This is a genomic window from Mycobacterium sp. IDUB_21, assembly GCF_055419425.1.
On record NZ_JBVAXQ010000020.1, the window covers coordinates 21,516 to 47,617 of the forward strand.

The window sequence follows — 26,102 nt, forward strand, 5'->3', positions numbered from 1 at the left end:
CGTCCATGACCGAGCCTCAGAGGGGCGTTCCGCTGGGTCGTGCCGGCGTGGCCGGTGCCGTCATCGCCGCGGGTATCGGATTCGGAGCGTTCAACCCCTGGTGGGTCTCGGCGTTCATCGGGGTGCCACTCGTCATCACCGGATTGATGATCGCGCCCCGACCGTCCCGGGTCTCCGAACTCACGGTGTTCGGTTCCGGGGCGACCGACCGTTCCGCGCGGGCCCGCATCGATGCGCTTACCCGCAGCAGTCTGGCCGACGAAGACCGGCAGCCGACGCTGGTGACCGCGACCATCTCTCCGGCCGACGACACCGCCTACCAGGCGCGCTGGATGACGTCGATGTCGCGCAAGGATTTTCAGTCACTGACCACTCATCCTCACACCTCGCTACCAGCCGACCGGCTGCCGCCGCGTGAGGCCGGCCGTATGCCGGAATTCGGCGATCAGCCGGGCAAGTGGGCGGTGATCTATCCCGCGGTCACCATCGCAACGGCACTGGCCGTGCTCTTCGGTGTCGGTGAGGCCTGGCACGTCTCGATCAGCATGCCGTCGTTGCCTGCGGCGCACCGCGCCCTCGACTTCGCGACGCAGAACGCCGACCTCGACGCCCGCCGCGACACCATGATCCGCGCAGTCACCGACAAACTCGGAGCAGGCGCTTCCGACAATCTGCTCGACCTCCGTTTCACCGGCAGCGGATCCGACTACGGCACGGTGCTCAATCCGACCAACGGTGAGTCGACGACGGTCTACATCAGCACCAGCCGCGACGTCTACACCACGCCTACGCCGAGCACGCTGCGCAAAACCAGCACCTTCACCGCGCGTGATGTGGCGTCGATCAAACTGACCGAGATCGCCGGGCGGATGGGGCAGCAATTCCGTTCAGCCGGCAACGACTACAGCCTGGAGACTTTGCAGATCAAACGTTCCGGTCCGGGAAAGCCGATCGTTCTCGCCGGCACCTTCAACGGCCCGAGCACCTTCCCGTTCGGCAAGACCATTTCCGCGCTGCCCGATGGGACCATTGCCGAACTGTTCGACCCGGCCGATTTCGCGGTGTCCCTTCAACGGGCGCGAGAAGCCCTGCAACTGGCCGGTATCGGGCCGTCTGACCGCGTGCTGACGGCTGTTCAGATTCGTGGAACCGCCCGCAACACGCCGAATCTGCACGCCAGCAGTATCCAGAACAGCGGCGGGGTGTTGATCGAGTTCCAGACCGGTGACCGGCGCGGTGACGCCGTGGTCGTGCCGGGCCAGCTCCCCGAAATCACCGAACGTTCATACAGTTCCGGTGTGTCGGGTTTCAGCTTCGACGACATATCCCTACCCGCCTTGGAATCCGTTCGCGCACAAGCGATGCAACGTGGCTCGCTCGAGCCTTACGAAAGCCAGGCCGTGGATATCGAAATAAGCGATGCGCACACCGACAACTTCGGATTGACGATCCGCATTCAGCTCGCCCGCGTTGACGCCGCGGCGGGTACCTACTCACTCACCGGCGAATTCCTCAAACAGGGCACCTACTGAGGGCTACCGGGCTGATTCGATGGCCCGCCGGGTGACGCCTTCCAGTTGTGAGAGCTGAACTTTCGGCGGGTGAATCGCGCCGCGCTCAGCGAGCCTGCCGACGATCTCGCGGGCGCGGCCGTAGTAAGTGGCCTGCTCGGCGGGCGTGGTACTGGCCGAGGCATGGTTGTAGAGCTTGAGGGCGGTGTCGAGTTCATCCTGGTCGGCTTGATCGAGGTAGGTGGTGCCGATCTTCTTCCCGTGCGATTCGCAACCGATCCAGGCGCGACGCAGGGCCACAACCGCCTGTTGGTAGGCGTCGGCCAGCCCCCGGTTGGCCGGGTAACCCTCGGTGCGCAGCGCCTGCGCCTCGTCGAGTGCCACCTGGAACGTCTGGGTCTGTTCGACGGTCACGTCGGTGATCGCCGGGTAGCGCAGCAGCATCGCCGGGTCGAGTTCATATCCGCCATAGGCGCCGAGGATGTCGTTGTGGTGCCGGATTGCGTCCTCCCACAAGCGTTTAGCTGCCTCTTCGGTTCCGGCGTCGACGATCCGCGGGCCCGGTTGCGGGGACTCGACAGGGAATTCGACGGACGGCGGTGCTGAGGTGGTGGCCGACGCGGGCAGCATGGCCTGCAGCCTGCCGAGAAGCTCCGCCGCCGCGGGGTCGGATTCGACGATGGCCACCCACCATTCATCGCTCAGGCCGGTGCCGGTGTCGAATGTCAGCTTCAGGTACTTCTGGCCCCGCACGGTCAGGTGCCGACCGTGGGTCGAGGTGGCGTCGGCCGGACCGCCCCGGCGTGCCGCGGTCAGCGACGCCAGCGGGTAGCTCACGATCTCGCGGTCCTCGGCCCCGAAATAGACGGTCTCGGCATCGGCGGTGACCAGGATCGCGCCGCGGGTGCCCAGCCTCCCGTAGGCCACCACGCCCAGCGACGCGGTGACCAGCGCCGCCACAGTCGTCGCGGTGACCAATCCGGACACCTCGGCGAGGTTGAGTGCCACCAGCGCGATCAGGCCCGCCGCCAGCAGCAGAGCGCCGGCACCTGCAGCCGCGCGGTGCCGGCCGGTCAGGTATTCCGTCCGCGCGGACACCGCGACCGTCGGGGTATGGGCCCTGGAGTTCATCGGCAGGTCGGCTTCCTCGGCGTTGGTGGACGTCGTCCCAGCATAAGGGCGCCTCGCCGCGCGCCCGGCTTGGCCGGGCCGATCATCATGTCGAACGTGTGTTCTACTGTGTGTCCAGGCCGGCCCGCTCGCCGCGGGCGACGATGAGAAGGAGTTCGCCGCAACCATGACTGCATCGACTTTCGCCGTAGCAGCACCGCCCGCCGCCAACCATTCCCCCGGCGTGGGCCCCTTCGCCGAGAGCGCGCCGCCGGTGAGCACGCCGGCCCCCGGCGCTCAAGCCGCTACTCCGGAAGCGAAAGCTCCGGCCAAGAAGACCGCCGGCAAGAAGGCCAAGACTTTCGAGTTGACCCTCACCGTGACGGGTACCGCCGACGGCGAGTGGCACGCCGAGATCAAGCAGGGCAGCAGCTATTTGGTCCGTAACCTTGCGGTCGCGGCCGCCGCGGTCTCCCGCGCCGCCAAGGAACTGCACGAGGAGTTGTTCACACCGATCGAGGCGTTGATGGACGAGGCGCGCTCCCAGCAGGCCGCTCGGGTGGCCACCCTGGAGGCTGAGCTCGAAGCGGCGCGCAAGGCGCTGGCCGATTTGGACTGAGTCAGTTCACCCGGAGCGCGAGCCAACCCAGGAACTCCTCCACGGTGAACACCGACTTCCCGTATTCCTGGGCCTTGCGGGCCTTTCCGGACTGGGTTCCCGCTTCGGCGATGACCAGCACCTCGCACCGTGTCTTGGTCACCGAACGCACCGGCGCCAGCCCGGCCGCGGCGGCCATCTGCTCCATCTCGTCGCGATCCACCATGCGGCCCTGACGGTCGACCGCGGTTCCGGTGAAGCAGATGCGGACGCCGGGAACGAGGACTGCCTCGATGGTGTCGGTCATCGACGGCGTCCGGGCCAGTCCGGCCCCCAGTTCGCCGGCGCCCAGCGCCCCCAACGCGTCGCGCAGCCGCGCCAGCACCTGATCGGGCAGCCGGGTGCGGGCTGCCGCGAGCAGTAGCTGGTCGGCTGCCGACCGGCGGGCCGCATGTTCCCAACTCGTCTCACCCGCCAGCGACACCTCATCGGCCCGGGTCGTGCCCAGCAGGATCGATCCGAGGTGGCGGCTGATCCGCAGCAGCGCGGACAGGGCCGGAAGGTGCTCTGCCGTCGGGGTTGCGACGTCGGGATCGCGGCTGACCAGGATCGCCGAGAGTGCGTCGGTCTCGCCGGGTTCTTCGAACGGCGATGAGCCAGTGGCAAAGTCGACGGCATCGAGGCGCTCGAGTGCGGACCTGGCGCGCTGCAGCGCCGTGTGACCGGCGACTCCTTCGCCCCGCAGTTCAATACCCAGCGGCATGGGAACGACCTGACCCAGTCGTTTGAGTTCGAAGTCGATCAGTCCCAGCGTCTCGTCGACTTTCACACCCACCGGTGTGCACCCGGCCAGCATCGGCGCGATCACCGCCCACGCTTCCCGCAGCGTGGGTGCCAGCAGCACATCCGCCACCCCGATCCGGTAGGCCTGCCGCGCGTCGGCCAGATCCCGCTGCGGATTGATCAGGGTCGACACGGCGGTGCCGTCGTCGAACGCCACCGCCAACTCCACCGGGCGCGGCCGAGACATCCGGCCCTCATCGCCCACGGTGAGCAGACCGATCGCGCAGAAGCGGCGAGACCGGTCGCTGGTGGCCGAGGAGCGCAGAAACCGCGCGATCCGGCGGTCGACCTTCAGATCCTTCGGCAGCACAGGGCGTTTCAGCACCAGACCGGCTAGCGACGTGCACCGGCTCAATGCCACGTACAGCTGGCCGGTAGAGAACATGCCGCCGGACAGATCCACCACCAGCCGCTCCAGGGTCTGGCCTTGGCTCTTGTGAATCGTGATGGCCCAGGCCAGCTTGAACGGCAACTGGGTGAAGGTGCCGACGACGTCCCGGCGCAAGGTGCCGCCCTCGACCACCGGGCGGGTGGCCTCCCAGGTGAACGGGGACACTTCGGCGGTGTCCCCGTCGGGGAACTCGACCTCGACAACCGCGCCGTGCCGGTCGTAGCCCAACCCGACCACGCGTCCGATGGAGCCGTTCACCCAGCGCTCCGCCTGGTCGTTGTTGAGCATCATCACCTGGGCGCCGACCTTGAACCGCAACTGATCGTCGAGCGGTTTGTCGAACAGCGACAGGTCACCGGATTCGGTGGCCCGGTGCACCATTTCCTCGCCGGGTAACCGTTCGAGGTGCTGGCGGTTGCGGGCGGTCACCAGTCTGTTGGTGGGCGCCAACGTCAACCAGAATTCGTCATCCGGGGGCACGAAGTCGGCGTCGACCCGGGCATCCAGGTGCTGCCGGGCATGACCGAGCAGCACGCCTTCACGAATCTCGTTGAGGATCGCAGTCATCCGGTCGTCACCGAGCTGACGGAACACCGTCGTCAGCGAGACGCTCGGGAAGTCCTCACGGCGGAAAGCGTTCGCCGAGAAGAAGTACGGAGTGTCATAGGTGGTTGAAAAATAGCGCTGCTCGCCGTCGGTGACCACGGGCGGTAACTGATAGAGATCGCCCACCAACACGACCTGAACGCCACCGAACGCAAGTCCGGGCTCCGGACCGAACCGCTGCAACGCCCCCGCGATCATGTCGAATACGTCCGCACGCACCATCGACGCCTCGTCGATGATCAGCGTCTGCAGCTTGGCGAGTGTCTTGGTGAAGCGTCCGGGCCGATACTCCCCACCGGCGACATCGGACAGCGTCGTGGTGGGGCGGAAGCCGAACAGGCGGTGGATGGTGTGGCCGTCGACGTTGAGGGCAGCGATCCCGGTCGGGGCAACCACCACGACGTTGCGGTCGGTGTGGGCCATGAAGTGGCGGATGAGCGTCGACTTACCGGTACCGGCCTTACCGGTCAGAAATAGGTTTCGCCCTGCCGCCAGCAGCCCCAGTGCTTCCCGGAACTCCTCGGTCAGCAGCACCGTATTGCTCGTAGCCACCACGGTGGCACACTACTGGCATACGGGGCGCGGCTCCTGCGCATTCGGCTCACACCACGGCGCTGCGGCTTTAGTGTGGTCCCATGGGATCGATCTCGCCGAGAGCGCATCAGCCCGATTCGCTGCACCTCGCCGCGCTGCTCATCTCGCTCGTCGCCGTCGTCATCGTCGCGGCGTTCGGAGGGCTCGCGTCCGCCGACGCCGCAGCGGATTACGGCAAGCTCACCCAGCCCGGCTGGGCGCCACCGAGCTACCTGTTCGGCCCGGTATGGAGTGCGCTGTACCTGCTCATGGCGGTCGCGGCCTGGTTGGTCTGGCGTGCGGATCCGCGGTGGAGAAATCCCGCCATCATCGCCTACGGCGTACAGCTGACGCTGAATCTGATCTGGTCACCGTTGTTCTTCGGAATCGGCTGGCGCGGGCTGGCTCTCGTCGACATCGTGTTGCTGGACGTCGTCGTGGTAGCGACCATCGCCGCGTTCTGGAGGGTTCAGCGCACCGCGGCTTTGATGATGCTGCCGTATCTCGGGTGGATACTGTTCGCGACCGCACTCAACTACTCGGTGTGGTCGCTGAACAGCTGAGCGAGCACTGCCGGTTCAGTCGACTTTCGGGCAGTAGAAGTTCGGGCTGTTGCGGTACTCGACCGGCGGCAGGTTACGCGCCGGAGTCTGCACCAAGGGGGCGTCCACCGGAAGGCGACCCGAGGCCCGGTCCAACGCCGAACGCTTACGCGGATGCATCAGGGCCCGCTTGGGGCCGTACTTGGAGACGAATGTGATGGCCTTGCAGACATAGTCGTGTAGACGTTGCTGGCGCTCCGACCAGGTGTAGCCCATGAGTTCGCGCACCGGCGGGTCATAGAGGGCCACCGTCATGAACGTCAGGAAGCGCTGCATCACCTTCAGGTTCAGCGCCCACATCCAGTCCGGGATCCACTGCATTGACGGGTGTTTGGGCATGGTCGACAGGTCCATCACCTCGCGGGCCGCCCAGTTGTTCTCCAGCACGTTGTCGCACATGTGATCCCAGTACTCCTGGAATGCCTCCCAGGTCTTGGGCACCGGGCGCATGCTAATGCCGTACATGCGGTACCAGGTGATGTGCTCGTCGAACAGTTGTCGCTTGTCGGCCTCGCTGAGTCCGCCACTGAATTTCTCGGCGGCCAGCAGGGTCGACTTGAAGAACGTCGCGTGCGCCCAGTAGAAGACATCCGGGTTCAGCGCGCTGTAGCGGCGCCCCTGGTCATCGACACCGTTGAGGCCGATGTGATAGTCGCGGACCTCCGCGCCGGTCTGCGGGGCACGGTAGCCGTCGAACACCACCCCACCGATCGGGTAGATCGACCGCATCAGCCGCGGGATGCGTTCCATGAAGAAGATCGAGTGATCTTTCACCGCGGCGCCCAGTTGCGGGTGCATGTTCTGCATCGAGCCCGCCCAAGTCCCCTGGAACAGGCCCGTCCACTGACCGAAGTACTTCCAGGTCAGCGAGTCGGGGCCGAGCGGAGCCGGTGCCGCGTCATAGCCACCGGTGCTCACCGGACAGCCCGAGGCCATCACCGCATCGCCGGCCTCCGGGCAGGTCTCCGACATTTCTTGAGTCACGAACGCGCCCTCCCAGTCACTGCTAACCGTTTTGGACAACATGCGTTGTCAGTATGGGACAGCTTAGGAGCACTCGGGGTTCCGGTCAACGACGGGGAGAAGGGAAGCAGCCCTCTCCGGCGCACCACCCGGCTCGGGATCGACGGATGCAGAAAGTCAGCACCAATCGGATACAGTTGACCTGCCGGTAATCTTGCCGGCCCTCAGGGCAGATCACTTGCTGAACGTTGGGCTCACCGCCCCGCCATGATCCCGTCACTTCCTCTGAGACTTCTCAGAGGATTTTATGCCTTCGCTTACGAGCAGTACCCCTTCTCGCGACGCATCCGAACTCAGCGAGTGGATCCTTCCGGCAGATCCGTTCGTGCTGCCTACCGGTTCCACCGCGATCGTCTACTGCGAGGGCCAGTTCGGCGAGCAGGACGGTAAGACTGCCAACGGCCTGGTCCGGCACTCGGAGAAGTACGAGATCCTCAGTGTCATCGACAGCCTCCGGGCCGGAGCCGATGCCGGAAAGTTGCTGGACGGCACCGCGAACGGCATCCCGGTGCTGGCGTCGCTCGCGGAGTCCATCTCTCACGCCGGTCATGTACCTGACTACCTGATCTGCGGGCTGGCACCTGCCGACGGCCTGCTGTCGGACGAGCAGCGGGTCGTGCTGCTCGACGGCATCGCCCGCGGGATGCACATCATCAACGGCCTACACGAGTTCCTCAACGACGACGCCGAGTTCGTGGCGGCAGCCGTGACCGCCGGCGTCACCATCACCGATGTACGACGCCCGAAGGCCAAGCGCGATCTGCACCTGTTCTCCGGCCGGATCTTCGACGTCACATGTCCCAGGATCGCCATCCTGGGCACGGACGGGGCGATCGGGAAGCGCACCACCGCCACCTTGCTGGTCCAGGCCCTGAACGCGCGCGGTATCAAGGCGGTCCTGGTCGGCACCGGTCAGACCACCTTGATCCAGGGCGGGAAGTACGGCGTTGCGCTGGATGCGCTGGTCCCCCAGTTCTGCTCGGGCGAGGTCGAGCATCAGGTCGTCGCCGCGTTCGAAGGTGAAGACCCTGACGTGATCGTGGTCGAGGGCCAGGGCGCACTCAGCCACCCCGCGTACCTGACCTCGGCTCACATCCTGCGTGGCAGCCGCCCGGCCGGCGTGATCGTGCAGCACGCGCCGAAGCGCAGAATGCTCGGCGACTTCCCGATGATGCCGATGCCGACCGCCGCCAGCGAGATCGCCTTGATCGAGGCGTTCGCCGACACCCGCGTCATCGGGGTCACGATCAACCACGAGGAGATGACCGACGCTGAGCTGAGCGAGGCCATCTCCGAGCATCATCGGCGGCTCGGCCTCCCGGTCACCGACCCGCTGACGCGCCCCGCGTCGGATCTGGTCGACATGGTGCTGACGGCCCTCCCCGCGCTCGCGGTGGTGGCCGACACGACCACTTCCGTGTGACGCTTCGGATCGAGACCGATCTCGACAAGGTCGAGCAGAACACCCGGATTCTGGTTGACCGGCTTGCCTTGACGGGCATCCAGGTTACCGGGATCACCAAGGCCGTGTTGGGCTCGCCGGGAGTTGGCGCGGCGATGCTGCGCGGCGGCGCCCGCGGCCTCGGTGATTCCCGAGTGTCGAATCTCGCTCGGCTGACCGGGCTCGACCGATCACGGTTACGCACGCTGATCCGCTCACCGATGCTCAGCGAAGTGGCACGCGTCGTTGACGTCGCCGACGTCAGTCTCAACACCGAGGCCGTCGTGCTGACGGCGCTCGATCAGGCCGCGTCCCAACAGAAGCGGATGCACGCCGTCGTGCTCATGGTCGAGTTGGGTGACCTACGCGAGGGCATCGCGCTCGACGACGCCCCCGAAGCCGTGCGGGCCGTCCTTGGTCACTCATCGCTTCGGCTCGTCGGGCTCGGCGCCAACCTGGCTTGCCAGAACGGTGTCGTGCCCGACGACCGGAACATGGGCATCCTCACCGGGCTCGTGAACGAGATCGAGGCACTGCACGGGATCTCGTTCGACGTCGTCTCGGGCGGTAACTCGGCGAACCTGAACTGGGCTCTGCATACCCACGAGGCCGGCCGGATCGACGAGCTCCGACTCGGCGAAGCCATCCTCATCGGCGTCGATCCGCTGTACCGGACACCGATCCCCGGCCTGCACACCGACATCTTCACCTTGACCGCCGAGGTCATCGAAGTCGCCATGAAACCGGCTCAGCCCTGGGGAGATCGTGCTCAGGCGGCCTTCGGCGAGGCGCCGGTCCGCACCGGCAGCGGGACCGTGCACCAAGCAATCCTGGCCCTCGGTCGCCAGGACGTGGACCCGGACGGTCTGCAGCCACCCGCGGGCATCACGATCCTTGGTATGAGCAGCGACCACCTGGTGGTCGACCTCGGTGATCACCTCGTCGCGGTCGGCGACGAGATCGAGTTCGGTGTCGGCTACGGCGCACTCGTGCGGGCGATGACATCGCCCTACGTCACCAAGATCGAGCACCTCGGCCGTCCCGTCGCAGCCGAGGCGACCCAGCTGCCAACACCGATCCACACCGCTTGGCCCACAGAGCGATGACGGTTTCTTACCGGTGTCATCGCCCGCGGATCTAGCTCGCGACGTAGACCGTATTGGTCGAGTACCCGCCGGTCAGCGGGTTGGGGAACCGGACGATGGATGCCTCGGACCGGTCGAAGACGTCGGCGAGGACGGCCTCGAAGTCGGGATCGGGCGGATCATCGGACCACAGCGCGAAGACCCCGCCCGGGTGCAGGTGCCCGGCGAGCTTTGCCAGTCCCGCCGGCGTGTAGAACGCGGCGTGGCTCGGATGCAAGAGGTGTCGCGGCGTGTGATCGATATCGAGCAGGACGGCGTGGAAGCGCCGGCCCGGGGACTCCGGATCAAAGCCGACGGCGGTGTCCGCCATGGCGAAGAAGTCGCCCTGCTGCAGACGCACCCGCGGATCCGATGCCAGCTCGGCGGTGTCGGGAAGCAACGCACGTTGATGCCAGCCGATGACCTCACCGAGCGCTTCGACCACGACGAGCGAACGAATGCGGGGATCGACGAGCACCGTCTGCGCGGTGTAACCGAGCCCCAATCCCCCGACGATGACATCGAGGTCGGCATCGACCGCCTGAGCCAGGCCGAGGCGCGCCAGTTCCACCTCGGCCGCAGTGAACAGGCTCGACATCAGGAACTCGTCGCCGAGCTTGACCTCATACACATCGACGTTCAGCGACGGCTCGATTCGGCGCCGCAGGCTGATGATCCCCATGGGGGTCTCGGACCAGTCGAGTACCTCGAAACGTGCCCCCACGACGCACCACCGACCCGTCTGCAATCTCGCTCGCCGAGAGCAGCTCGGCGGGTGAATCCTATAGGCAGTGATGCCGGCAAGTGACGGTTGCACCCAGAGGTAGCGACACTTATCTGCTAAGTGGCGCTATCATTTATTCATGGCGACACTTGCCCCGTTGACGTATGAGACTCTGCGTTGGCAGCCAAGTCTTGATCTCGGGCACTCCCGAAGCTCTCGCCGCGCAGGTCCGTACTCCGCCGCGGTCCCTGCTGCCATCGCCGACCTGGATATTTCGCTGCCCCCGTCCGTTCACTCGGAGATGGAGGACGCCAGCCACGAGATCGCCCGTTTCGACGCCGAGATCGGCAGTGACGTCGCACCGTTCGCCTCGGTGCTGTTGCGCTCGGAGTCGGCGGCCAGTTCCCGCATCGAAAACCTCACCGCCTCGGCCCGATCCATCGCCGAAGCCGAGTTGCCGAACGGAAAGGGCAAGCCCAACGCTGAGCTCATCGTGGCCAACACCGCCGCGATGCAGGCCGCTATCGCCCTGTCGGACACCATCACAGCCGAGGCGATCCTGGCCATGCACGCAGCGTTGCTGGAGGGTCAGACGCGGCACACGCCCGGACGGTGGCGCACCGAGCCGGTGTGGATCGGGAGCGGGAACAGTCCGCTCGCAGCCGAGTTCGTCCCTCCTGACCATGCCCGTGTTCCGGCAGCGATCGATGATCTGATCGCTTACGCGCAGCGCGACGACGCTCCGCTGCTGGCGCACATTGCCGTGACTCATGCCCAGTTCGAGACCATCCACCCGTTCACCGACGGCAACGGACGCACCGGCCGCGCCCTGGTCCAGGCCATGTTGCGCAACAGCGGCTTGACCCGGCAGGTCACCACTCCGGTTTCGGCCGGGTTGTTAGCTGACACCGCGGGGTACATCGACGCGCTCACCGTTTACCGCCAGGGCGACGCGGTACCGATTGTCGAGAAGTTTGCCCAGGCCAGCATCCGGGCCATCGTCAACGGACGACAACTGGTCACCGAACTGCGCGAGATACGCTCCGGTTGGAATGAGCGACTCACCGCAAGATCGGACTCGGCGGCGTGGAAGGTCGCTGATCTTCTGATTCGCCGCCCGGTCGTCAACAGTGTGCTGCTGCGAGATGAACTCGGTTTGCGCACCGACCATTCACGGCGATACCTCGATCCGCTGACCGACGCTGGGATTGTCGTGGAATCTACGGGGCGCACACGCGACCGGATCTGGCGTGCACCGGAAATCCTCAACGCACTCGACGCATTCGCTGAGCGGGCAGGACGACGCGGCTGACCCGCATCGGGTTCCTCAGCCATCAGATGCGACGCATGAAGGATTCGTTCCTCGTTCTCCCGGTCATCGCAGCGACCCTTGTCCGGCGACCCGTGCTTGTAAGTGCCGGCGGGACATGCCAGACCAGCAACGATGGCGCTGGCCGCGTCGGTGAGGTTGATCGAAGACATGTAAGTGTTCCTGCGACCGGCCTGGAATGCGATGTGGTGACGCGCCATGTTCATGATCTACTCGCTGTGGGCCGCCCCCACACCGTAGAACAGCCCGAATCGCAGAATCACTGCATCGCCGCCGGTGGCCAGCCGCGATCAAGGCGGGCACCGTGTAGCTACCGATCGCACCGGTGCCACCCGTGATAAAGACGCGCATCGCTCGCTACCTCCGTTGGTATCGCGCGGATTCGGCCGCTCCAGAGTGACCCGACCCGTGGTGGTCTTGACTGTGGTCTTCTTCAGACTTCCTGGACTACGCACCGCGGCCCAAGCCGGCCACCAGAACCAGCGACCCAGCAGCATGATCAGTGGAGGTATCACGAAGGTCCGCACGATCAGGGTGTCCAGCAGCAACCCGACGCAGACCGTCACACCGATCTGGGCGATGCTGTCCACCGTGCTCCCGGCCAGCGCGAACATCGTCGTCCCGAACACGATGCCGGCGGTAGTCACCACGCCGCCGGTTCCGGCGAAAGCACGGATCAACCCGGTGCCGATTCCGGCGACTGCTTCCTCCCGGATCCGCAGCGCCAGCAGCAGGTTGTAGTCGGTGCCAACGGCCACCAACGCGATGAACGCGATGGGCGCCACCGCCCAATGCAGCGGCCGGCCCAGCAGATGTTGCCAGAACAGCACGCTGACCCCCAGCGCCGAGGCGTAGGAGACGATGACGGTGCCGACCACCGCCAGCGCCGCCACCGGACTGCGCAGCATCACCGCGACGATCGCGAAGATCAACGCCAGCGTCGCCACTACCAGTAGTACCGTGTCGCCACGTACCAGCACCTGCAGGTCCCGAGTGGCCGGTCCGACCCCGGCCAGATGTACCGACACCCCGGTCACAGTGCCCTCTTTGGTCGCCTCCCGTACTGCAACCGCGATCTGTTCGGCCCTCCGGGCGCCGTCGGTCCCCCATTCCTGGCCCTCGCCGTACACCAGTAGTAGGGTCGCGCTACCGTCCGGCGACACCAGGGTGCGCAGGACTTCGCCGTAACGCGGGTCCGACAGTGCGCGGGCCGGCAGGTAGAAGCCGCCCGCCGCACTGCCGCGGAAATCGCCGGCGATCTCCCGCAGGTAGCCGGTGAGTTCGTCCAGCTGCGGTGCGAAGGTGTCCGCCGCGCCGCGCAACTCGTCGGTGGCGCTGCGGGCGCGGCTCACCACCTCGCGCATCGACTGCACCGCGGCCGGCAGCCCGGCCAGCGCTGCCGTCGCGGCACCCGATCCGGTCGTCAACCTGGTTGCGCCATCGGACAGTTGCGACGAGCTGCGGACGACGTCGTCGACCGGCTCGACGATCCGGGTCAGTACCGAACAGATCGGGTTGGCCGGGCAGTCCGGGGTGTTGTCGACCAAGCCGCGTAACGGGTCGAGATATCCCGATACCGCATCGAGGTTGTGCCGCAAGCCATCCATGCCACTGCGCATATCAGCTGCGGCCGCGTCGATTTGGCGCAGACCGGAGGTACCACCGGCCAGTCCGCTCTCCAGTGAATCCAGCGTTGCCGATACCTGCGACAGCACGGCGTCGATGTCGATCACCCGGGACAGCCGCTCGGTCAGCGAGCCGATCCCGTCGCCGAGTTGTTCGCCTACCAACCCCGACTGATGGGTCAGCGTGGCCTCGTCGGGCGCCTTCCCGGCCGGACGGCTCGCCGATTGCACACTTCGTACCCCCGGAATTGCCATGAGCCCTTTGCTGATCCGTTCGATGGCGATCAACCCGGCCGGATTGCGCAGATCATGATCCGCTTCGACGGTGACCATGTCGGGCAGCAACCGGTTGACGTCGAAGTGCCGGTCCATCGCGGCGTAGCCACGGTTGGATCCGGTGTCGGCCGGGGTCGCCGACGGCTCGTTCCACCCGGTATGCATCCCGACCAACGGCAGCATCAAGACGAGGATCAGCCCCGCGCTCACGGCCATGATCGGTCCAGGCCAGCGAGCGACCATCACCCCGAGCCGCCGCCACCGACGGGCGATGACCGACCGGCGTGGCTCCAGCAGGCCGCGACTGCCGGCCAGCGCGATCAAAGCGGGAGTCAGCGTCAATGCCGCCACCATTCCGACCAGAACGCCTATCGCACAGGGTATTCCGGCGCTACGGAACATGCTGATACTGGCAAGGTTCAAACACGCCAGCGCGACCGCGATGGTCAGCCCCGAGCCGACGATGACGGGGGCGACACCGCGGTAGGCGGCGGCCAGCGCGTCGCCTGGGCCGGCCCCCCGGCGACGGCCCTCGTGGTAACGGCCGATCAGAAAGATCGCGTAGTCGGTACCCGCGCCCAAGATCATCGCCGAGATCAGCGCCACGGTGAACAGCGACACCTCGACGAGTCCGCGGTCACCGAGTGCCGCGACCACCGGCCGGGCCACCGCCAAGGCCAGGCCCACCGAGATCAGCGGGATCGCCGCGGCCACCGGCGACCGGTAGACGGCCAGCAGCAACAGCAGTATCACCACGACGGTGGCGACGGTGATGGCCAGCATCTGATGGTCGATCGCGGCGAACTCGTCGACCAGGGTGGCGCCCGGCCCAGTGACCAGGACATGCAGGCCGGTGGGCGGTCCGAGCCGATCGACCGCATGACGGACCGCGGCGACGGACTCGGCGGCGGCCGAGGTGCCCAACGCCCCGGACAGCCGCACCATCAAGTCGACCGCCCGACCGTCATGGCTCTGGGCGGCCGCCGCCGTCAGCGGCGACGTCCACAGATCGGTGACCGCGTCGACATGGCGGGTGTCGGAACGTAACGCGGACACTAGCGCCTCGTAGTAGCTCCGGTCCGCGGGTTGCAGGGGATCATCTCGCTCCAGCACGATGTAATTGAGGTTGTTGCTGGGTGCGTCGCCGAAGAGCTCCGCGGAGCGGACGGCGGCGAGGTTGTTGGCCGTGTCGGCGGGCATGAACGAGCCGGAGTGCGACACGACGACCCGTTCGAGCTGCGGCACGAACGCATTGGCGAGTCCGGCCACCGCGATCCACGCCACGATCACCACGAGGGCCCGGCGCTGCAGCTGCCGTGCGAAACGGGTCAGCGGGTCAGGCAATGTACTGCTGCCCGAAGGGCGAGCCGTCGAACAGCACGGCGACCTGCGGTTCCCGGTGCTGCAGTCCCCGTACCTGCGTCGACCGCGCCGCGGCGGCGTCCAGTAGGGCACGCAGACCGGGCTGTTGGGCGGCCAGTTCGGCAATGGCCACCTCGGCGGGCACACCCTCGTAGTGGGCCTGGTCGAGCCTTGCCGTCAAGGCGGTCATCCAGCGCTGCTGCAACGCCAGCAGCAGTCCTTCCTCGCTGCCGAACATCCGCTCGACTTCGGACAAATTTCCGTTGAAATGCAGTGCTGAATCCGGGGATTCGGCGGCGCGGTCGATCAGGTCGGCCATGAAGGCCATCCGCTCGTGCAGTTGGTTCCAGGTCATGTCAGCAACGCTAGGAATCAATCGCCGGTTCGACATCGTGCCGCGGTTCGGTTTTCGATCTCCTACCGGGGTCTCAGTGAAATCCACCCACAGCAGGATGTGCACGGCTGGCGGCCCTTCTACGATGAGCCGATGCTGCGTGTGGCAACCGCGTTCGTGCGCGATCGGCTCCGGCAGCGCAGCGCGCTCATCCCGCCCGGCTACTCCTGGTCGTTCATCTTGCTGGTCGACTCGGCCATGGCGGCCGGTTTGGCGGCGTCGATACTGCAGCGTCCCCGCGCCGATCTGCCCGCCAGCATCGGGGCGGCTGCGCTGACGCTGGCACCGTTGGCGTTGTTCTTCCTGGCCGGGGTCAAGTTCCTGCCCGCCCTGGTGCTGGCCACCTCCGGCGCGGCCACCGCCATTCTGCTCTTCGCCACTTCGACACCGATCGCGGGCGATTTCGCCCCGGTGCTGCTGGTCGTGGCGCTTGGGTCGTTCGGGGCGTTGGCCCGGTTGCTGTCCGGGGCGGTGGCGCTCGGGCTGGTCTCCGCGCTATTGGCAGCCGCAGCCGGCGCACACCGCCTGGATTCGCCGGCGCTGTATCTGGGCATGGCTGCGATGGGCTGGCTGGTCGGGATTCTGACCCGGATCCAAGCGGGTCTGCTGGTGCAACAGCAGGAGCTGCAGGCAGGTCTGGCCCGACACGCCGCCGCCGACGAACGCCGCCGGATCGCCCGCGAGGTGCACGACGTGATCGCGCATTCCCTGAGCATCACACTGCTGCACGTCACCGGGGCGCGCCGCGCCTTGCAACAGGACCGCGACGTCGACGACGCGGTGGAGGCACTGACCGATGCCGAGCGACTGGGTCGCCAGGCGATGGCCGATATCCGACGCACGGTCGGGCTGCTGGACGACGGCCTGACCGTCACCGCACCCGAGCCCGGAATCACCGACATCCCAGCGCTGATCACCGATTACGGACAGGCCGGAGTCGATGTCACACTGCGCACCGACGGTCCCCTGGAGACTGTGTCGGCCGCGGTGGGTCTGGCGCTCTACCGTATCGCCCAGGAGTCGCTGGCCAATGTCGCCAAACACGCTCCCGACTCGAAAGCCGTGGTAGGGCTCATGGTTTCGCCGTCAACAGCGTTACTGTCGATTCTCAACCAGCAGCCCGTCACGGTGACCTCGGCGTCGGCGGATGGCCGAGGCGTAGCCGGGATGCGCCAACGGGTCGAGTTGCTCGGCGGCGTCATCGACGTCGGGCCGTGCGCGCAGGGCTGGTCGGTGCGCGCCGAGATTCCGTTGACCGAGCCGGCCCCGCGGTCATGGAGATGTCATGGCTGACATGACCGGCCCCGAGATCTCCGTGCTGCTGGTCGACGATCAGGATCTGGTGCGCTCCGGGCTGCGCCGGATCCTGCGTCGCAAGGACGGGTTCGTCGTCGTCGCTGAATGTGCCGACGGCGACGAGGTTCCCGGTGCGGTCACCGAACACCGGCCGGATGTGGTGGTGATGGACCTGCGAATGAAGAGGGTCGACGGGATCGAAGCCACCCGCGGACTTGCCGCTGTGCCCGGCTCGCCACCGGTGCTGGCATTGACCACGTTCAACGAGGAAGAGCTGCTGTCCGGGGCGTTGCGGGCCGGGGCGTCGGGATTCGTGCTCAAGGACTCCTCGGCCGAAGAGCTGATCCGCGCGGTGCGAGCAGTCGCCGGTGGCGACGGCTACCTCGACCAGGTCGTCACCGCCCGCGTGCTCGACACCTACCGGGCCGTGGCCGTCGAACGCCGCGCCGACGTCGTGGCGGAACTGACCGCGCGCGAGCGCGATGTCCTCGGGTTGATCGGGCAAGGGCGGTCCAACGGCGAAATCGCCGACGAGCTCTACATCTCGGAGGTGACGGTGAAAAGTCACGTCGGCCGCATCTTCGCCAAACTCGACCTGCGCGACCGTGCCGCGGCCATCGTCTACGCCTACGACCACGGCATCGTCACACCGCGACACGGCGGCTGATGCAGCCAGGCAGAGCCTAACTCCGCTCGTCTCGAAGCGGTGGTTGCGATAGTTGGTGTCGCTGTTAACCACCTGGAACGACGGGGCTGATCATGGCCGAGGAGCCACAGCCCCGGCCGTAAACGATCTGTGGGCCGGCAAGGGGTTATGCCCTTGCCGGCCCACAGATTACGTAAAGATCAGACCGCGGTCACTCCGGTGGCCTGGGGGCCCTTGGCACCCTGTCCTACCTCGAACTGAACCCGCTGGTTCTCCTCCAGTGAGCGGTAGCCACCGCCCTGGATCTCGGAGTAGTGGACGAAGACGTCCGCACTGCCGTCATCGGGAGCGATGAAGCCGAAGCCCTTTTCGCCGTTGAACCACTTCACGGTTCCTTGCGTCATATTTCCTGTACTTCTTCCGTTTATCTTCACGAATGCAGAACACATTCGCCTGACATCGTAATCCACAATCGGGAATCTTGGAATCCGTCTTCGACGGTAGGTCGAGCAGACGATCTCAATTACCCTCTGACCTGCCACTACTCTGTCGGGCTGACAGGATTTGAACCTGCGACCACTTGACCCCCAGTCAAGTGCGCTACCAAACTGCGCCACAGCCCGCCACCACCGCAACAACCCCGGCAGCAGGTCGAAAGCCTACCGCAAGCGAACGGGCTCCCCGAACCCACGTGAGGGCACCGGCGGGCCGGATCCAGACGCGTTAGGCTCGCCCACGCGAGACTGCCCCCTCGGCATGCGCCACTACCCCAGGAACGCGACTGATGCAGATCCCCTTCGTCGAAGCAATGCTCGGCATGGTCGATCGTCGCCCGGAGCCGATGCACATCCCCGGGACCACCGAAGACGCCGTCACCGACGACGTCGTCGATACCGTCGACACCGGCGACACCGTGCTGCTGCTGCAGAAGATGGAGAACCGGCTGGTCCGCCACTCCCTGCGCCACCCCGATGTGCTGTCCGCCGAGCAGCTGCGCCGGCTGCGGTATCTGCTCAATTTCGCCCGGCTGGGTGACTTCGAGCCCGGCGCCGCCGGCCCGGGCGGCACCCGGGGACGCGGCGACGTCTCCGTCGGCCCGGAGCTGGCCCCGTGGCGGGCCAGGGTGTCCGACGCTCTGTACGCTCCGCTGCGCGACGAGCGCGACCCGGTGATCGCGCTGACCGCCGCCCGCGACGCACTGGGTGGCCTGGCCGCCGATCAGGACGAGCAGCGCCAAGTGCTGCTCGATCGCCACGGCGACGACTTCTCCCGCTGCGAACTCGACGCCGAGGTGGGCCACAAGAAGCTGGTCACCGTCCTGGGCGGCGGGGGCGGCGCGGGCTTCGTCTACATCGGCGGCATGAATGCGTTGTTGGAGGCCGGATCCGTCCCCGACTACCTGATCGGCTCGTCGTTCGGTTCGATCCTGGGAGCGGTGGTCAGCCGGGCGCTGCCGGTTCCCATCGAGGAGTACGTCGCGTGGGCGAAGACGGTGTCGTTCCGCGCCATCCTGGGGCCGGAGCGGCTACGCCGCCGCCACGGTCTGACCGGCGTGTTCTCGTTGAACTTCAATCAGTTCGCCGACGCCATGTTCCGCCGTGAGGACGGCGAGCCGATGCGGATGTCGGATCTGGCCATTCCGTTCGACGCAGTGGTGGCCGGGGTGCGCCGGCAGCCGTTCGCCGCCCTCCCCTCGCGGTACCGCAATCAGAGCCTCGCGGCCCTGCAGCTCCGGTCTTTCCCCTATCTTCCGATCGGGCTCGGCCCGCAGGTGGCGGCGCGGCTCTGGCAGACCGCCGCCTTCATCGACCCGCGGGTGGTCACCCCGCTCGTCATCGGGGGCGACGATCCGGCCCGCGATGTCAATGTCGTCGACGCCGCGTCGTTCTCCTCGGCGATCCCCGGGGTGCTGCACCACGAGACCAACGATCCGGCGATGACGCCGCTGTTCGACGCGCTGCTGGCCGACAACGACGTCGGGGCCCTGGTGGACGGTGGCGCGGCCAGCAATGTTCCCGTCGAGCTGGCCTGGAAGCGGGTCCGCGACGGCCGGCTGGGAACCCGCAACGCCTGCTACCTCGCATTCGACTGCTTCCATCCGCAGTGGGATCCGCGGCACCTGTGGCTGGTGCCGATCACCCAGGCGATCCAGCTGCAGATGGTGCGCAACGCCCCCTACGCCGACCACCTGGTCCGGTTCTCCCCGACGCTGTCGCCGGTGAACCTGGCGCCGTCGGCGGCCACCATCGAGCGGGCCTGCCAATGGGGACGCAGCAGTGTCGAGCGCGCGATTCCGGTGGTCTCGGCGCTGCTGGAACCCATTTGGTGGGAAGGCGAGAAGCCGGCGGTGGTGGACTCCGAGGCAGCGCGACCGGTGCACCAGCAGGCCGCTCCGATGAGCACGGTGATGTCGGCGCTGCGTGCGCCGCGGAGCCGCTGGGAGCGGTGGCGCAACCGCGACGCGATCTGACGCGCTCAGACCGCCATCAGCCGGTACAGCCCGATCAGGCCGACCACGAGGATCACCGCGCGTAGCGCGTTCGGTGAGAGCCGGCGCCCGTAGTGACCGCCCAGGTATCCGCCGATCAGTGAGCCGACCGCGATCAATCCCGCTGCGGTCCAACTGATCCGGTCGAACGCCGTGAGGATGTACGCCAGCGCGGCGACCACGTTGACCAACAGCGTCAACAGCACCTTCGCCGCGTTCATCCGCTGCATCGACTCCGGCAGCAGCACACCCATCACGCCGATCAGCAAAATGCCCTGCGCCGCAGAGAAATAGCCCCCGTAGACGGCGACCCCGAACGTCCCGAGCGTCAGCGCCACCATCCGGCCACGGCTGAGGTGGTCAACGGATCGGCCGGACTCCTCGGCCCGCCGCTGGGCGATCGCCTGGATCTTCGGGCCGACCACCACCAGCGCCAGGGCGCCGACCAACAGCGCCGGAACTACCCGGTTGAACACGCTTTCCGGCAGGTGCAGCAACAGATAGGCGCCGCACATCGCACCGATCACCGACCCCGGGATCTGCCAGCGCAGCCGGTCCCACTGCCCGCGCAGTTCGCGGCGGTACGCCCAGGTGCCCGAAACCCCGCCGGCCACCAGGCCGATCGAGTTGGAGATGGTCGCGGTCAGCGGCGGGAATCCCAGCGTCACCAGTGTCGGGAAGGTGATCAGCGTCCCGGAGCCGACCAGGGAGTTGACCGCCCCGGCGCCCACTCCGGCCAGGATGATCAACACCATCTGCGAAACGGGCACCGACTCCCCCTTCTCCGAGGCCTCAGCGCGTGCGCTTGGCGCCCCGCTTCTCTCGCACCCGTACGTTGACCCGGATCGGACTGCCCTCGAATCCGAACGTCTCGCGCAGCCGTCGCTCCAGGAACCGGCGGTAGCCGGCCTCCAAGAATCCGGAACTGAACAACACGAACGTCGGCGGACGGGCTGTGGCCTGGGTGGCGAACAGGATGCGCGGCGCCCGCCCGCCCCGCGCCGGGGGCGGTGTCGCAGCGACGACTTCTTTGAGCCAGGAGTTGAGCTGCCCGGTCGGTATCCGCCTGTCCCACGATGCCAGCGCGCTCTCCAGCGCGGGCACCAACTTCTGCACGGCGCGACCGGTTTTCGCGGAGATGTTGACCCGCTGCGCCCAAGCCACCCGGGCCAGGTCACGGTCGATCTCCTTATCGAGCAGGTAGCGCCGGTCTTCGTCGACCAGATCCCACTTGTTGAATGCCAGCACCATCGCCCGGCCCGCCTCGATCACCATGGCCAACACCCGCTGATCCTGTTCGGTCAGCGGCTGGGACGCATCCACCAACACGATCACCACTTCGGCGGTATCGATGGCGCCGTGAGTGCGTACCGAGGCGTAGAACTCATGTCCGCTGGCCTGCGCCACCTTGCGGCGCAGGCCGGCGGTGTCGACGAAACGCCAGATCTTGCCGTCCATCTCGATCAGCGAGTCGACGGGGTCGACCGTCGTTCCGGCGACGTCGTGCACCACCGACCGTTCGTCGCCGGCCAGGCGATTCAGCAGTGAACTCTTGCCGACGTTGGGCTTGCCGACCAACGCCACTCGTCGTGGGCCACCGGTGCCCGCCGCCACCTCGGCGACCTCGGGCAGCTTGGCGACCACGTCGTCGAGCAGGTCGGCCACCCCGCGTCCGTGCAGGGCGCTGACCGCGTGCGGTTGGCCCAGCCCCAGCGACCACAGCGCCGTCGCGTCGGACTCACCGCGTTCACCGTCAACCTTGTTGGCGGCCAAAAACACCGGCTTGCCCGAGCGACGCAGGATCTTCGCGGCGGCCTCGTCGCCGGCGGTGGCGCCGACTACCGCGTCCACCACCAGGATCACCGCGTCGGCGGTGCGCATCGCCACCGACGCCTGTTCGGCCACCAACTGCTGCAAGCCCTTGGCGTCGGGTTCCCAGCCGCCGGTGTCCTGCACCACGAACCGGCGCCCGGTCCACAACGCGTCATAGGAGACCCGGTCGCGGGTCACTCCGGGCAGGTCCTGCACCACCGCCTCGCGCCGGCCCAGGATGCGGTTGACCAGAGTCGACTTGCCGACGTTCGGCCGGCCCACCACCGCCACCACGGGCGGGGGGCCGGCGTCCTCGGCGAGCTCGTCGAATCCAGCGTCTTCGCCTAGCTCCCAGTCACTTTCGTCGACCCAGGTGCCGTCGGATTCAGAAGAAGTCATCGGATCGCCCCGCAACGTTGCTCGACCAGCTCTCGCAGGTGGTCGACCACCTGCTCCTGGGTCATCTCTCCGGTGTCCACGATCACCGCGTCGTCGGCGGGCCGCAGCGGCGACACCGCCCGCGTCGAATCCAGCTCGTCGCGCCGAAGCACATCGGCCAGCACAGCGGCGTAGTCATCGCCCAACCCGGCCGCCACGTTCTGGTCGTTGCGCCGCCGGGCGCGTGTCTCGGCCGAGGCGGTGAGGAAGATCTTCACGTCGGCGTCGGGCAGCACCACGGTGCCGATGTCACGGCCTTCCACCACCACACCGTCGGTTTGGCCGGCCAGCTGCCGCTGTAGGGCGACCAGCCGGGTGCGCACCTCGGGAATCGCCGACACTCCGGACACCGCCCGGGTTACCTCGTCGCCGCGGATCTCGCCCGAAACATCTTCTCCGCCAAGGTAAGCGCGGTCACCGTCGGGGTGGGAGTCCACCGCGACCTCGACACCGTCGGCAATGCGGGCGATGCCCGCGGCGTCATCGAGGGCGACATCGGACCGCAGTACCGCCAGGGTGACGACCCGGTACATCGCACCGGTGTCCAGATAGCCTTCCCCCAGCGCTCGGGCCAATCCCCGGGCCACCGTGGATTTACCGGTTCCGGCCGGCCCGTCGATGGCGACGACGACGCCGCTGCCGGGGCTCACAACCCGACCGCCTTGTACAGTTCGCCGATCTCCTTGCGGCCCAATACCCGAATGGTGCCGGGCCGCTGCTCCCCCAGTGCAACCGCGCCGATGTCGGTGCGCACCAGCTCCTGAACCGGAAACCCGACCGCCGCCAGCATCCGGCGCACGATGCGCTTGCGGCCCTCGTGCAGGGTCACCCGCACCAGGGACTTGCCGGGCACGGCGTCGACCACCGCGAAGTCATCGACCTTCGCCGGGCCGTCGTCGAGTTCGACGCCCTCGCGCAGCTTCTTGCCCAGCCCGCGCGGGATCGACCCGAGCACGGTGGCCACATAGGTTTTGGGGATCTGATAGGACGGGTGCATCAGCCGGTGCGCCAGCTCGCCGTCATTGGTCAGAATCATCAGTCCCTCGGTGTCAGCGTCGAGCCTTCCGACGTGAAACAGCTTGGCATCTCCGCGAATCCGATGCTCGACGTAGTCGCCGATGCACGGCCTGCCGCGATCGTCCGACATCGTCGAATGCACACCGCGCGGTTTGTTCAGGGCCAGATAGACCCGGGTGTCATCGACGCTCACCCGCGCCCCGTCGACCCGGATCACCACAGCGCCGGGATCCACCCGGGTGCCCAGCTCGGTGACCACCTGTCCGTCGACCTCGACCCGGCCATCCAGAATCATTCGCTCGGCGACGCGGCGCGACGCGACACCGGCCTGCGACAACACCTTCTGCAGGCGTACGCCATCGGAATCCGGGTTGGAATCGGAGAACGCCATCAGAGGTGGTCCACATCGAAGGTCAGCGGCTGATCGGCGGCCCGCGTACCGCCGAGTTTCATGAAACGCGGTTCGCTGTCCAGGGATTCACTCAGGTCGTCGATCGTGTCGACATCGGGCAACAACGGTGCGATGTCAGGCAGGTCTGCCAGCGACGACAGGCCCAGCCGCTCCAAGAACAACTCGGTGGTCGCGAACGTCACCGCGCCGGTGTCTTCGTCGGCGCCCGCTTCGGTGATCAAGCCGCGCGCCAGCAGCGTGCGCATCACCGCGTCCACGTTGACACCGCGCACCGCGCTGACCCGGGCCCGCGTCACCGGTTGGCGATAGGCGACCACCGCCAGCGTCTCCAAGGCGGCGCGGGTCAGTTTGGATCGTGCGCCGTCGAGCAGCAGGCGCTCGACATACGGGGCGAACCGCGCGCGGGTGTAGAGCCGCCAGCCGCCGCCGGCTTCGCGCAGGTCGATGCCGCTGTCACGTTCGGTGAGTTCGTCGGCCATCGCCCGCAGTTTGGCGGTGATCCGGTACACCGGTTGGTCGGTGGCGGCCGCCAGCGACTCCTCGGTCACCGGGGTGTCCACCACCAGCAGCAGGGCCTCGATCACCGCACCCAGCTCGGCATCCTCCAGTTCGGGGGTCACGGCGACGTCGATGCCGAGGTCGGAACCGGCGGGCCCGGCGAACTCGGCAGCCCCGGACAGCTCGGACGGCTCGGACAGCCCGGAAGACCCGGACGGCTCCGACACCTCGGGCTCGGACATGTGGTCAGTCATCAATTCGTCTCGCACTACTCGGCCGATTCTGCTTTCACCAGTTCTAAGTCGCCAGCGGTCGGACGTTCACCGGTCCACGACACCTGGAGCACACCAAGTGGTTCTGACTGGTCGAATGCTACCGCCCGGGCTCGATACAGTTCGAGCAGCGCCAAGAAGCGGCCGACGATCTCGATCGGCGCCTGGCAGTCCGCGACCAATTCGGAGAACGAGGCCCACGCACCGCTGCCACGCGACTCCAGCAATGTCAGCAGCACGCCGGCCTGCTCGGGCACCGACACCATCATCTGATGCAGGTGCTCGGTGCCCACGATCGGAACCGGGCGCGGCGTGAACGCAGCCGCCGCGATCTGGGCGAACGACTCGGCATCGACGCCGAGCAGCACCTCGGGCAGCAGGTTGGCGAAGCCGTCTTCCAGCGACACCGCGCGCGGATAGCTGCGCAGCGCGGCCGCCTCCAATTCGGCGAACATCTGCGCGACATGCTTGAACGCCCGGTACTGCAGTAGCCGGGCGAACAGCAGGTCACGGACCTCCAGTAGCGCCAGATCTTCTTCGTCGTCGACCCGTCCGGCGGGCAGCAGCCGGGCCGCCTTGAGATCGAGCAGCGTGGCGGCGATGACCAGAAACGCTGTCGTCTCCTCCAAGCCCAGCTGCGGCCCGACGTCGCGGGTGTAGGCGATGAAATCATCGGTGACCTGGTGCAACGCCACCTCGGTGACGTCGAGGCGGTGCGCGAAGATCAACTGCAGCAGCAGATCGAACGGACCCTCGAAGTTGGTCAGTCGAACCTGGAAACCGGTGGTCGCCGTTTCGATCTCGGTGTCGGGGTTCACGCGCCGAATCGGTCGATGACTTCGCGGGCGAGCGCGCGGTAGGCCTGCGCACCGCCGGACTTCGGGGCCCAGGTGGTGATGGGCTCGCCCGCCACGGTGGTCTCCGGGAAACGGACCGTGCGGGTGATCACCGTGTCGAACACCAGGTCACCGAAGCGCTCCACCACCCGCGACATCACCTCCCGGGAGTTGACCGTGCGCGGGTCGTAACGAGTCAGCAGGATCCCGCTGATCTCCAGCTTCGGGTTCAGCCGGTCGCGGACCTTCTCGACGGTGTCGGTCAGCAGCGCCAGACCGCGCAGCGAGAAGTACTCGCACTCGGTCGGGATCAGCACCCCGTCGGCGCAGGCGAGCCCGTTGACGGTGAGCAGCCCCAGCGACGGCTGGCAGTCCACCAGCAGATAGTCGTAGCGGTCCAGCACCGGTCGCAGTGCGCGCGTCAGCGAATGCTCCCGCCCCACCTCGTTGACGAGCTGGATCTCCGCGGCCGACAAGTCGATGTTGGAGGGCACCAGGTCCAGGTTCTCGATCCGGGTCTGCATCAGCACGTCGTCGATTGCGACCCGCGGCTCCACCAGCAGGTTGTGGATGGTGTGCGCCAGTTCGTAGTGCGGCACCCCGAGGCCCGCCGACAGCGCACCCTGCGGGTCCAGATCCACCAGCAGGACTTTGCGGCCGTATTCGGCCAGCGCCGCGCCGAGGTTGATGGTGGAGGTGGTCTTGCCGACGCCGCCCTTCTGGTTGCACATCGCGATGACCTTGGCCGGGCCGTGTGTCGAGCGGGGCTGTGGCTCGGGGATGTTCCGCGGTGGACGCCCGGTCAAGCCGACGCCGGAGCTGTCGTCGTCGCTCATGGCCGGGTCGGCGAGGTG

Annotated in this window: 23 protein-coding genes and 1 tRNA gene; 9 read left to right on the top strand and 15 right to left on the bottom strand. The window is 67.1% G+C overall.

Annotated features, from left to right (window positions below; genetic code table 11):
- The first annotated feature begins 5 nt into the window (after window positions 1–5).
- Complete coding sequence (locus ACZYY4_RS21910; protein WP_463812162.1) at window positions 6–1,532, top strand: hypothetical protein; 1,527 nt, start codon at window positions 6–8, stop codon at window positions 1,530–1,532.
- Between the two features lie 3 nt (window positions 1,533–1,535).
- On the opposite strand, the gene ACZYY4_RS21915 is transcribed toward ACZYY4_RS21910, so the two are convergent.
- Window positions 1,536–2,642 carry a hypothetical protein gene (locus tag ACZYY4_RS21915; protein WP_463812163.1) on the bottom strand — a complete coding sequence of 369 codons (1,107 nt, stop codon included), beginning with the start codon at window positions 2,640–2,642 and terminating at the stop codon, window positions 1,536–1,538.
- A gap of 166 nt (window positions 2,643–2,808) precedes the next feature.
- Between ACZYY4_RS21915 and ACZYY4_RS21920 the strand changes: the two genes are divergently transcribed.
- The gene (locus tag ACZYY4_RS21920; RefSeq protein ID WP_463812164.1) at window positions 2,809–3,240 is read left to right on the top strand and encodes a DUF6319 family protein; all 432 of its coding nucleotides are present in this window, start codon (window positions 2,809–2,811) and stop codon (window positions 3,238–3,240) included.
- A 1-nt stretch (window position 3,241) separates the two neighbouring features.
- Here ACZYY4_RS21920 and ACZYY4_RS21925 read toward each other — a convergent pair whose 3' ends face one another.
- Window positions 3,242–5,614, bottom strand: a complete 2,373-nt coding sequence (locus ACZYY4_RS21925; RefSeq protein WP_463812165.1) for an AAA family ATPase — start codon at window positions 5,612–5,614, stop codon at window positions 3,242–3,244.
- Between the two features lie 80 nt (window positions 5,615–5,694).
- Here ACZYY4_RS21925 and ACZYY4_RS21930 point away from each other — a divergent pair, with 80 nt between their 5' ends.
- Window positions 5,695–6,195, top strand: coding sequence for a TspO/MBR family protein (locus tag ACZYY4_RS21930; RefSeq protein WP_463812166.1), 501 nt, complete (start codon window positions 5,695–5,697; stop codon window positions 6,193–6,195).
- Window positions 6,196–6,210: 15 nt separating this feature from the next.
- Here the strand turns inward: ACZYY4_RS21930 and ACZYY4_RS21935 are convergent, their stop codons facing one another.
- Window positions 6,211–7,206 carry an oxygenase MpaB family protein gene (locus ACZYY4_RS21935; RefSeq protein WP_463812192.1) on the bottom strand — a complete coding sequence of 332 codons (996 nt, stop codon included), beginning with the start codon at window positions 7,204–7,206 and terminating at the stop codon, window positions 6,211–6,213.
- A gap of 298 nt (window positions 7,207–7,504) precedes the next feature.
- Between ACZYY4_RS21935 and ACZYY4_RS21940 the strand changes: the two genes are divergently transcribed.
- Window positions 7,505–8,680, top strand: a complete 1,176-nt coding sequence (locus ACZYY4_RS21940) for a DUF1611 domain-containing protein (protein WP_463812167.1) — start codon at window positions 7,505–7,507, stop codon at window positions 8,678–8,680.
- On the top strand, window positions 8,677–9,804 hold the full coding sequence (locus ACZYY4_RS21945) for an alanine/ornithine racemase family PLP-dependent enzyme (RefSeq protein WP_463812168.1): 1,128 nt from the start codon (window positions 8,677–8,679) through the stop codon (window positions 9,802–9,804). Before ACZYY4_RS21940 ends, ACZYY4_RS21945 begins: the two co-directional genes overlap by 4 nt.
- 31 nt (window positions 9,805–9,835) lie before the next feature.
- On the opposite strand, the gene ACZYY4_RS21950 is transcribed toward ACZYY4_RS21945, so the two are convergent.
- Window positions 9,836–10,546 carry a polyamine aminopropyltransferase gene (locus tag ACZYY4_RS21950; protein WP_463812169.1) on the bottom strand — a complete coding sequence of 237 codons (711 nt, stop codon included), beginning with the start codon at window positions 10,544–10,546 and terminating at the stop codon, window positions 9,836–9,838.
- Window positions 10,547–10,685: 139 nt separating this feature from the next.
- Between ACZYY4_RS21950 and ACZYY4_RS21955 the strand changes: the two genes are divergently transcribed.
- Window positions 10,686–11,858: a Fic family protein gene (locus tag ACZYY4_RS21955; protein WP_463812170.1), complete on the top strand. Its 1,173-nt coding sequence runs from the start codon at window positions 10,686–10,688 to the stop codon at window positions 11,856–11,858.
- A gap of 308 nt (window positions 11,859–12,166) precedes the next feature.
- Here ACZYY4_RS21955 and ACZYY4_RS21960 read toward each other — a convergent pair whose 3' ends face one another.
- Both ACZYY4_RS21960 and ACZYY4_RS21965 read right to left on the bottom strand, forming a co-directional pair.
- A complete protein-coding gene (locus ACZYY4_RS21960) occupies window positions 12,167–15,121 on the bottom strand; it encodes an MMPL/RND family transporter (protein ID WP_463812171.1) in 2,955 nt (984 codons plus the stop codon).
- Window positions 15,114–15,494, bottom strand: a complete 381-nt coding sequence (locus tag ACZYY4_RS21965; RefSeq protein ID WP_463812172.1) for a hypothetical protein — start codon at window positions 15,492–15,494, stop codon at window positions 15,114–15,116. Before ACZYY4_RS21965 ends, ACZYY4_RS21960 begins: the two co-directional genes overlap by 8 nt.
- Window positions 15,495–15,626: 132 nt before the next feature.
- Between ACZYY4_RS21965 and ACZYY4_RS21970 the strand changes: the two genes are divergently transcribed.
- Together ACZYY4_RS21970 and ACZYY4_RS21975 are read left to right on the top strand one after the other, a co-directional pair.
- The gene (locus tag ACZYY4_RS21970; RefSeq protein ID WP_463812173.1) at window positions 15,627–16,826 is read left to right on the top strand and encodes a sensor histidine kinase; all 1,200 of its coding nucleotides are present in this window, start codon (window positions 15,627–15,629) and stop codon (window positions 16,824–16,826) included.
- 1 nt (window position 16,827) lies between these two features.
- On the top strand, window positions 16,828–17,496 hold the full coding sequence (locus ACZYY4_RS21975) for a response regulator transcription factor (RefSeq protein WP_463812193.1): 669 nt from the start codon (window positions 16,828–16,830) through the stop codon (window positions 17,494–17,496).
- Window positions 17,497–17,675: 179 nt separating this feature from the next.
- Here ACZYY4_RS21975 and ACZYY4_RS21980 read toward each other — a convergent pair whose 3' ends face one another.
- The gene (locus tag ACZYY4_RS21980) at window positions 17,676–17,879 is read right to left on the bottom strand and encodes a cold-shock protein (RefSeq protein ID WP_009952110.1); all 204 of its coding nucleotides are present in this window, start codon (window positions 17,877–17,879) and stop codon (window positions 17,676–17,678) included.
- A gap of 145 nt (window positions 17,880–18,024) precedes the next feature.
- Window positions 18,025–18,098 (bottom strand) — tRNA-Pro (locus tag ACZYY4_RS21985).
- A 161-nt stretch (window positions 18,099–18,259) separates the two neighbouring features.
- On the opposite strand from ACZYY4_RS21985, the gene ACZYY4_RS21990 reads away from it, so the two are divergent.
- Window positions 18,260–19,945 carry a patatin-like phospholipase family protein gene (locus ACZYY4_RS21990; protein ID WP_463812174.1) on the top strand — a complete coding sequence of 562 codons (1,686 nt, stop codon included), beginning with the start codon at window positions 18,260–18,262 and terminating at the stop codon, window positions 19,943–19,945.
- A gap of 5 nt (window positions 19,946–19,950) precedes the next feature.
- Here the strand turns inward: ACZYY4_RS21990 and ACZYY4_RS21995 are convergent, their stop codons facing one another.
- From ACZYY4_RS21995 to ACZYY4_RS22025, 7 genes are read right to left on the bottom strand one after another with little or no spacing between them, the layout of a single operon-like run.
- Window positions 19,951–20,718, bottom strand: coding sequence for a sulfite exporter TauE/SafE family protein (locus ACZYY4_RS21995; protein WP_463812194.1), 768 nt, complete (start codon window positions 20,716–20,718; stop codon window positions 19,951–19,953).
- Window positions 20,719–20,755: 37 nt separating this feature from the next.
- Entirely contained in the window at window positions 20,756–22,174 is a 1,419-nt protein-coding gene (gene der / locus ACZYY4_RS22000) for a ribosome biogenesis GTPase Der (RefSeq protein ID WP_463812175.1), read from the bottom strand.
- The gene (cmk, locus tag ACZYY4_RS22005; RefSeq protein ID WP_463812176.1) at window positions 22,171–22,863 is read right to left on the bottom strand and encodes a (d)CMP kinase; all 693 of its coding nucleotides are present in this window, start codon (window positions 22,861–22,863) and stop codon (window positions 22,171–22,173) included. Before cmk ends, der begins: the two co-directional genes overlap by 4 nt.
- A complete protein-coding gene (locus ACZYY4_RS22010) occupies window positions 22,860–23,621 on the bottom strand; it encodes a pseudouridine synthase (protein ID WP_463812177.1) in 762 nt (253 codons plus the stop codon). Before ACZYY4_RS22010 ends, cmk begins: the two co-directional genes overlap by 4 nt.
- Entirely contained in the window at window positions 23,621–24,394 is a 774-nt protein-coding gene (gene scpB, locus ACZYY4_RS22015) for an SMC-Scp complex subunit ScpB (protein WP_463812178.1), read from the bottom strand. The genes ACZYY4_RS22010 and scpB overlap by 1 nt, the downstream gene beginning before the upstream one ends.
- Window positions 24,395–24,408: 14 nt before the next feature.
- Window positions 24,409–25,239, bottom strand: a complete 831-nt coding sequence (locus tag ACZYY4_RS22020) for a segregation/condensation protein A (RefSeq protein ID WP_463812195.1) — start codon at window positions 25,237–25,239, stop codon at window positions 24,409–24,411.
- Entirely contained in the window at window positions 25,227–26,084 is an 858-nt protein-coding gene (locus ACZYY4_RS22025) for a ParA family protein (protein WP_463812179.1), read from the bottom strand. Before ACZYY4_RS22025 ends, ACZYY4_RS22020 begins: the two co-directional genes overlap by 13 nt.
- Between the last annotated feature and the right edge of the window lie 18 nt (window positions 26,085–26,102).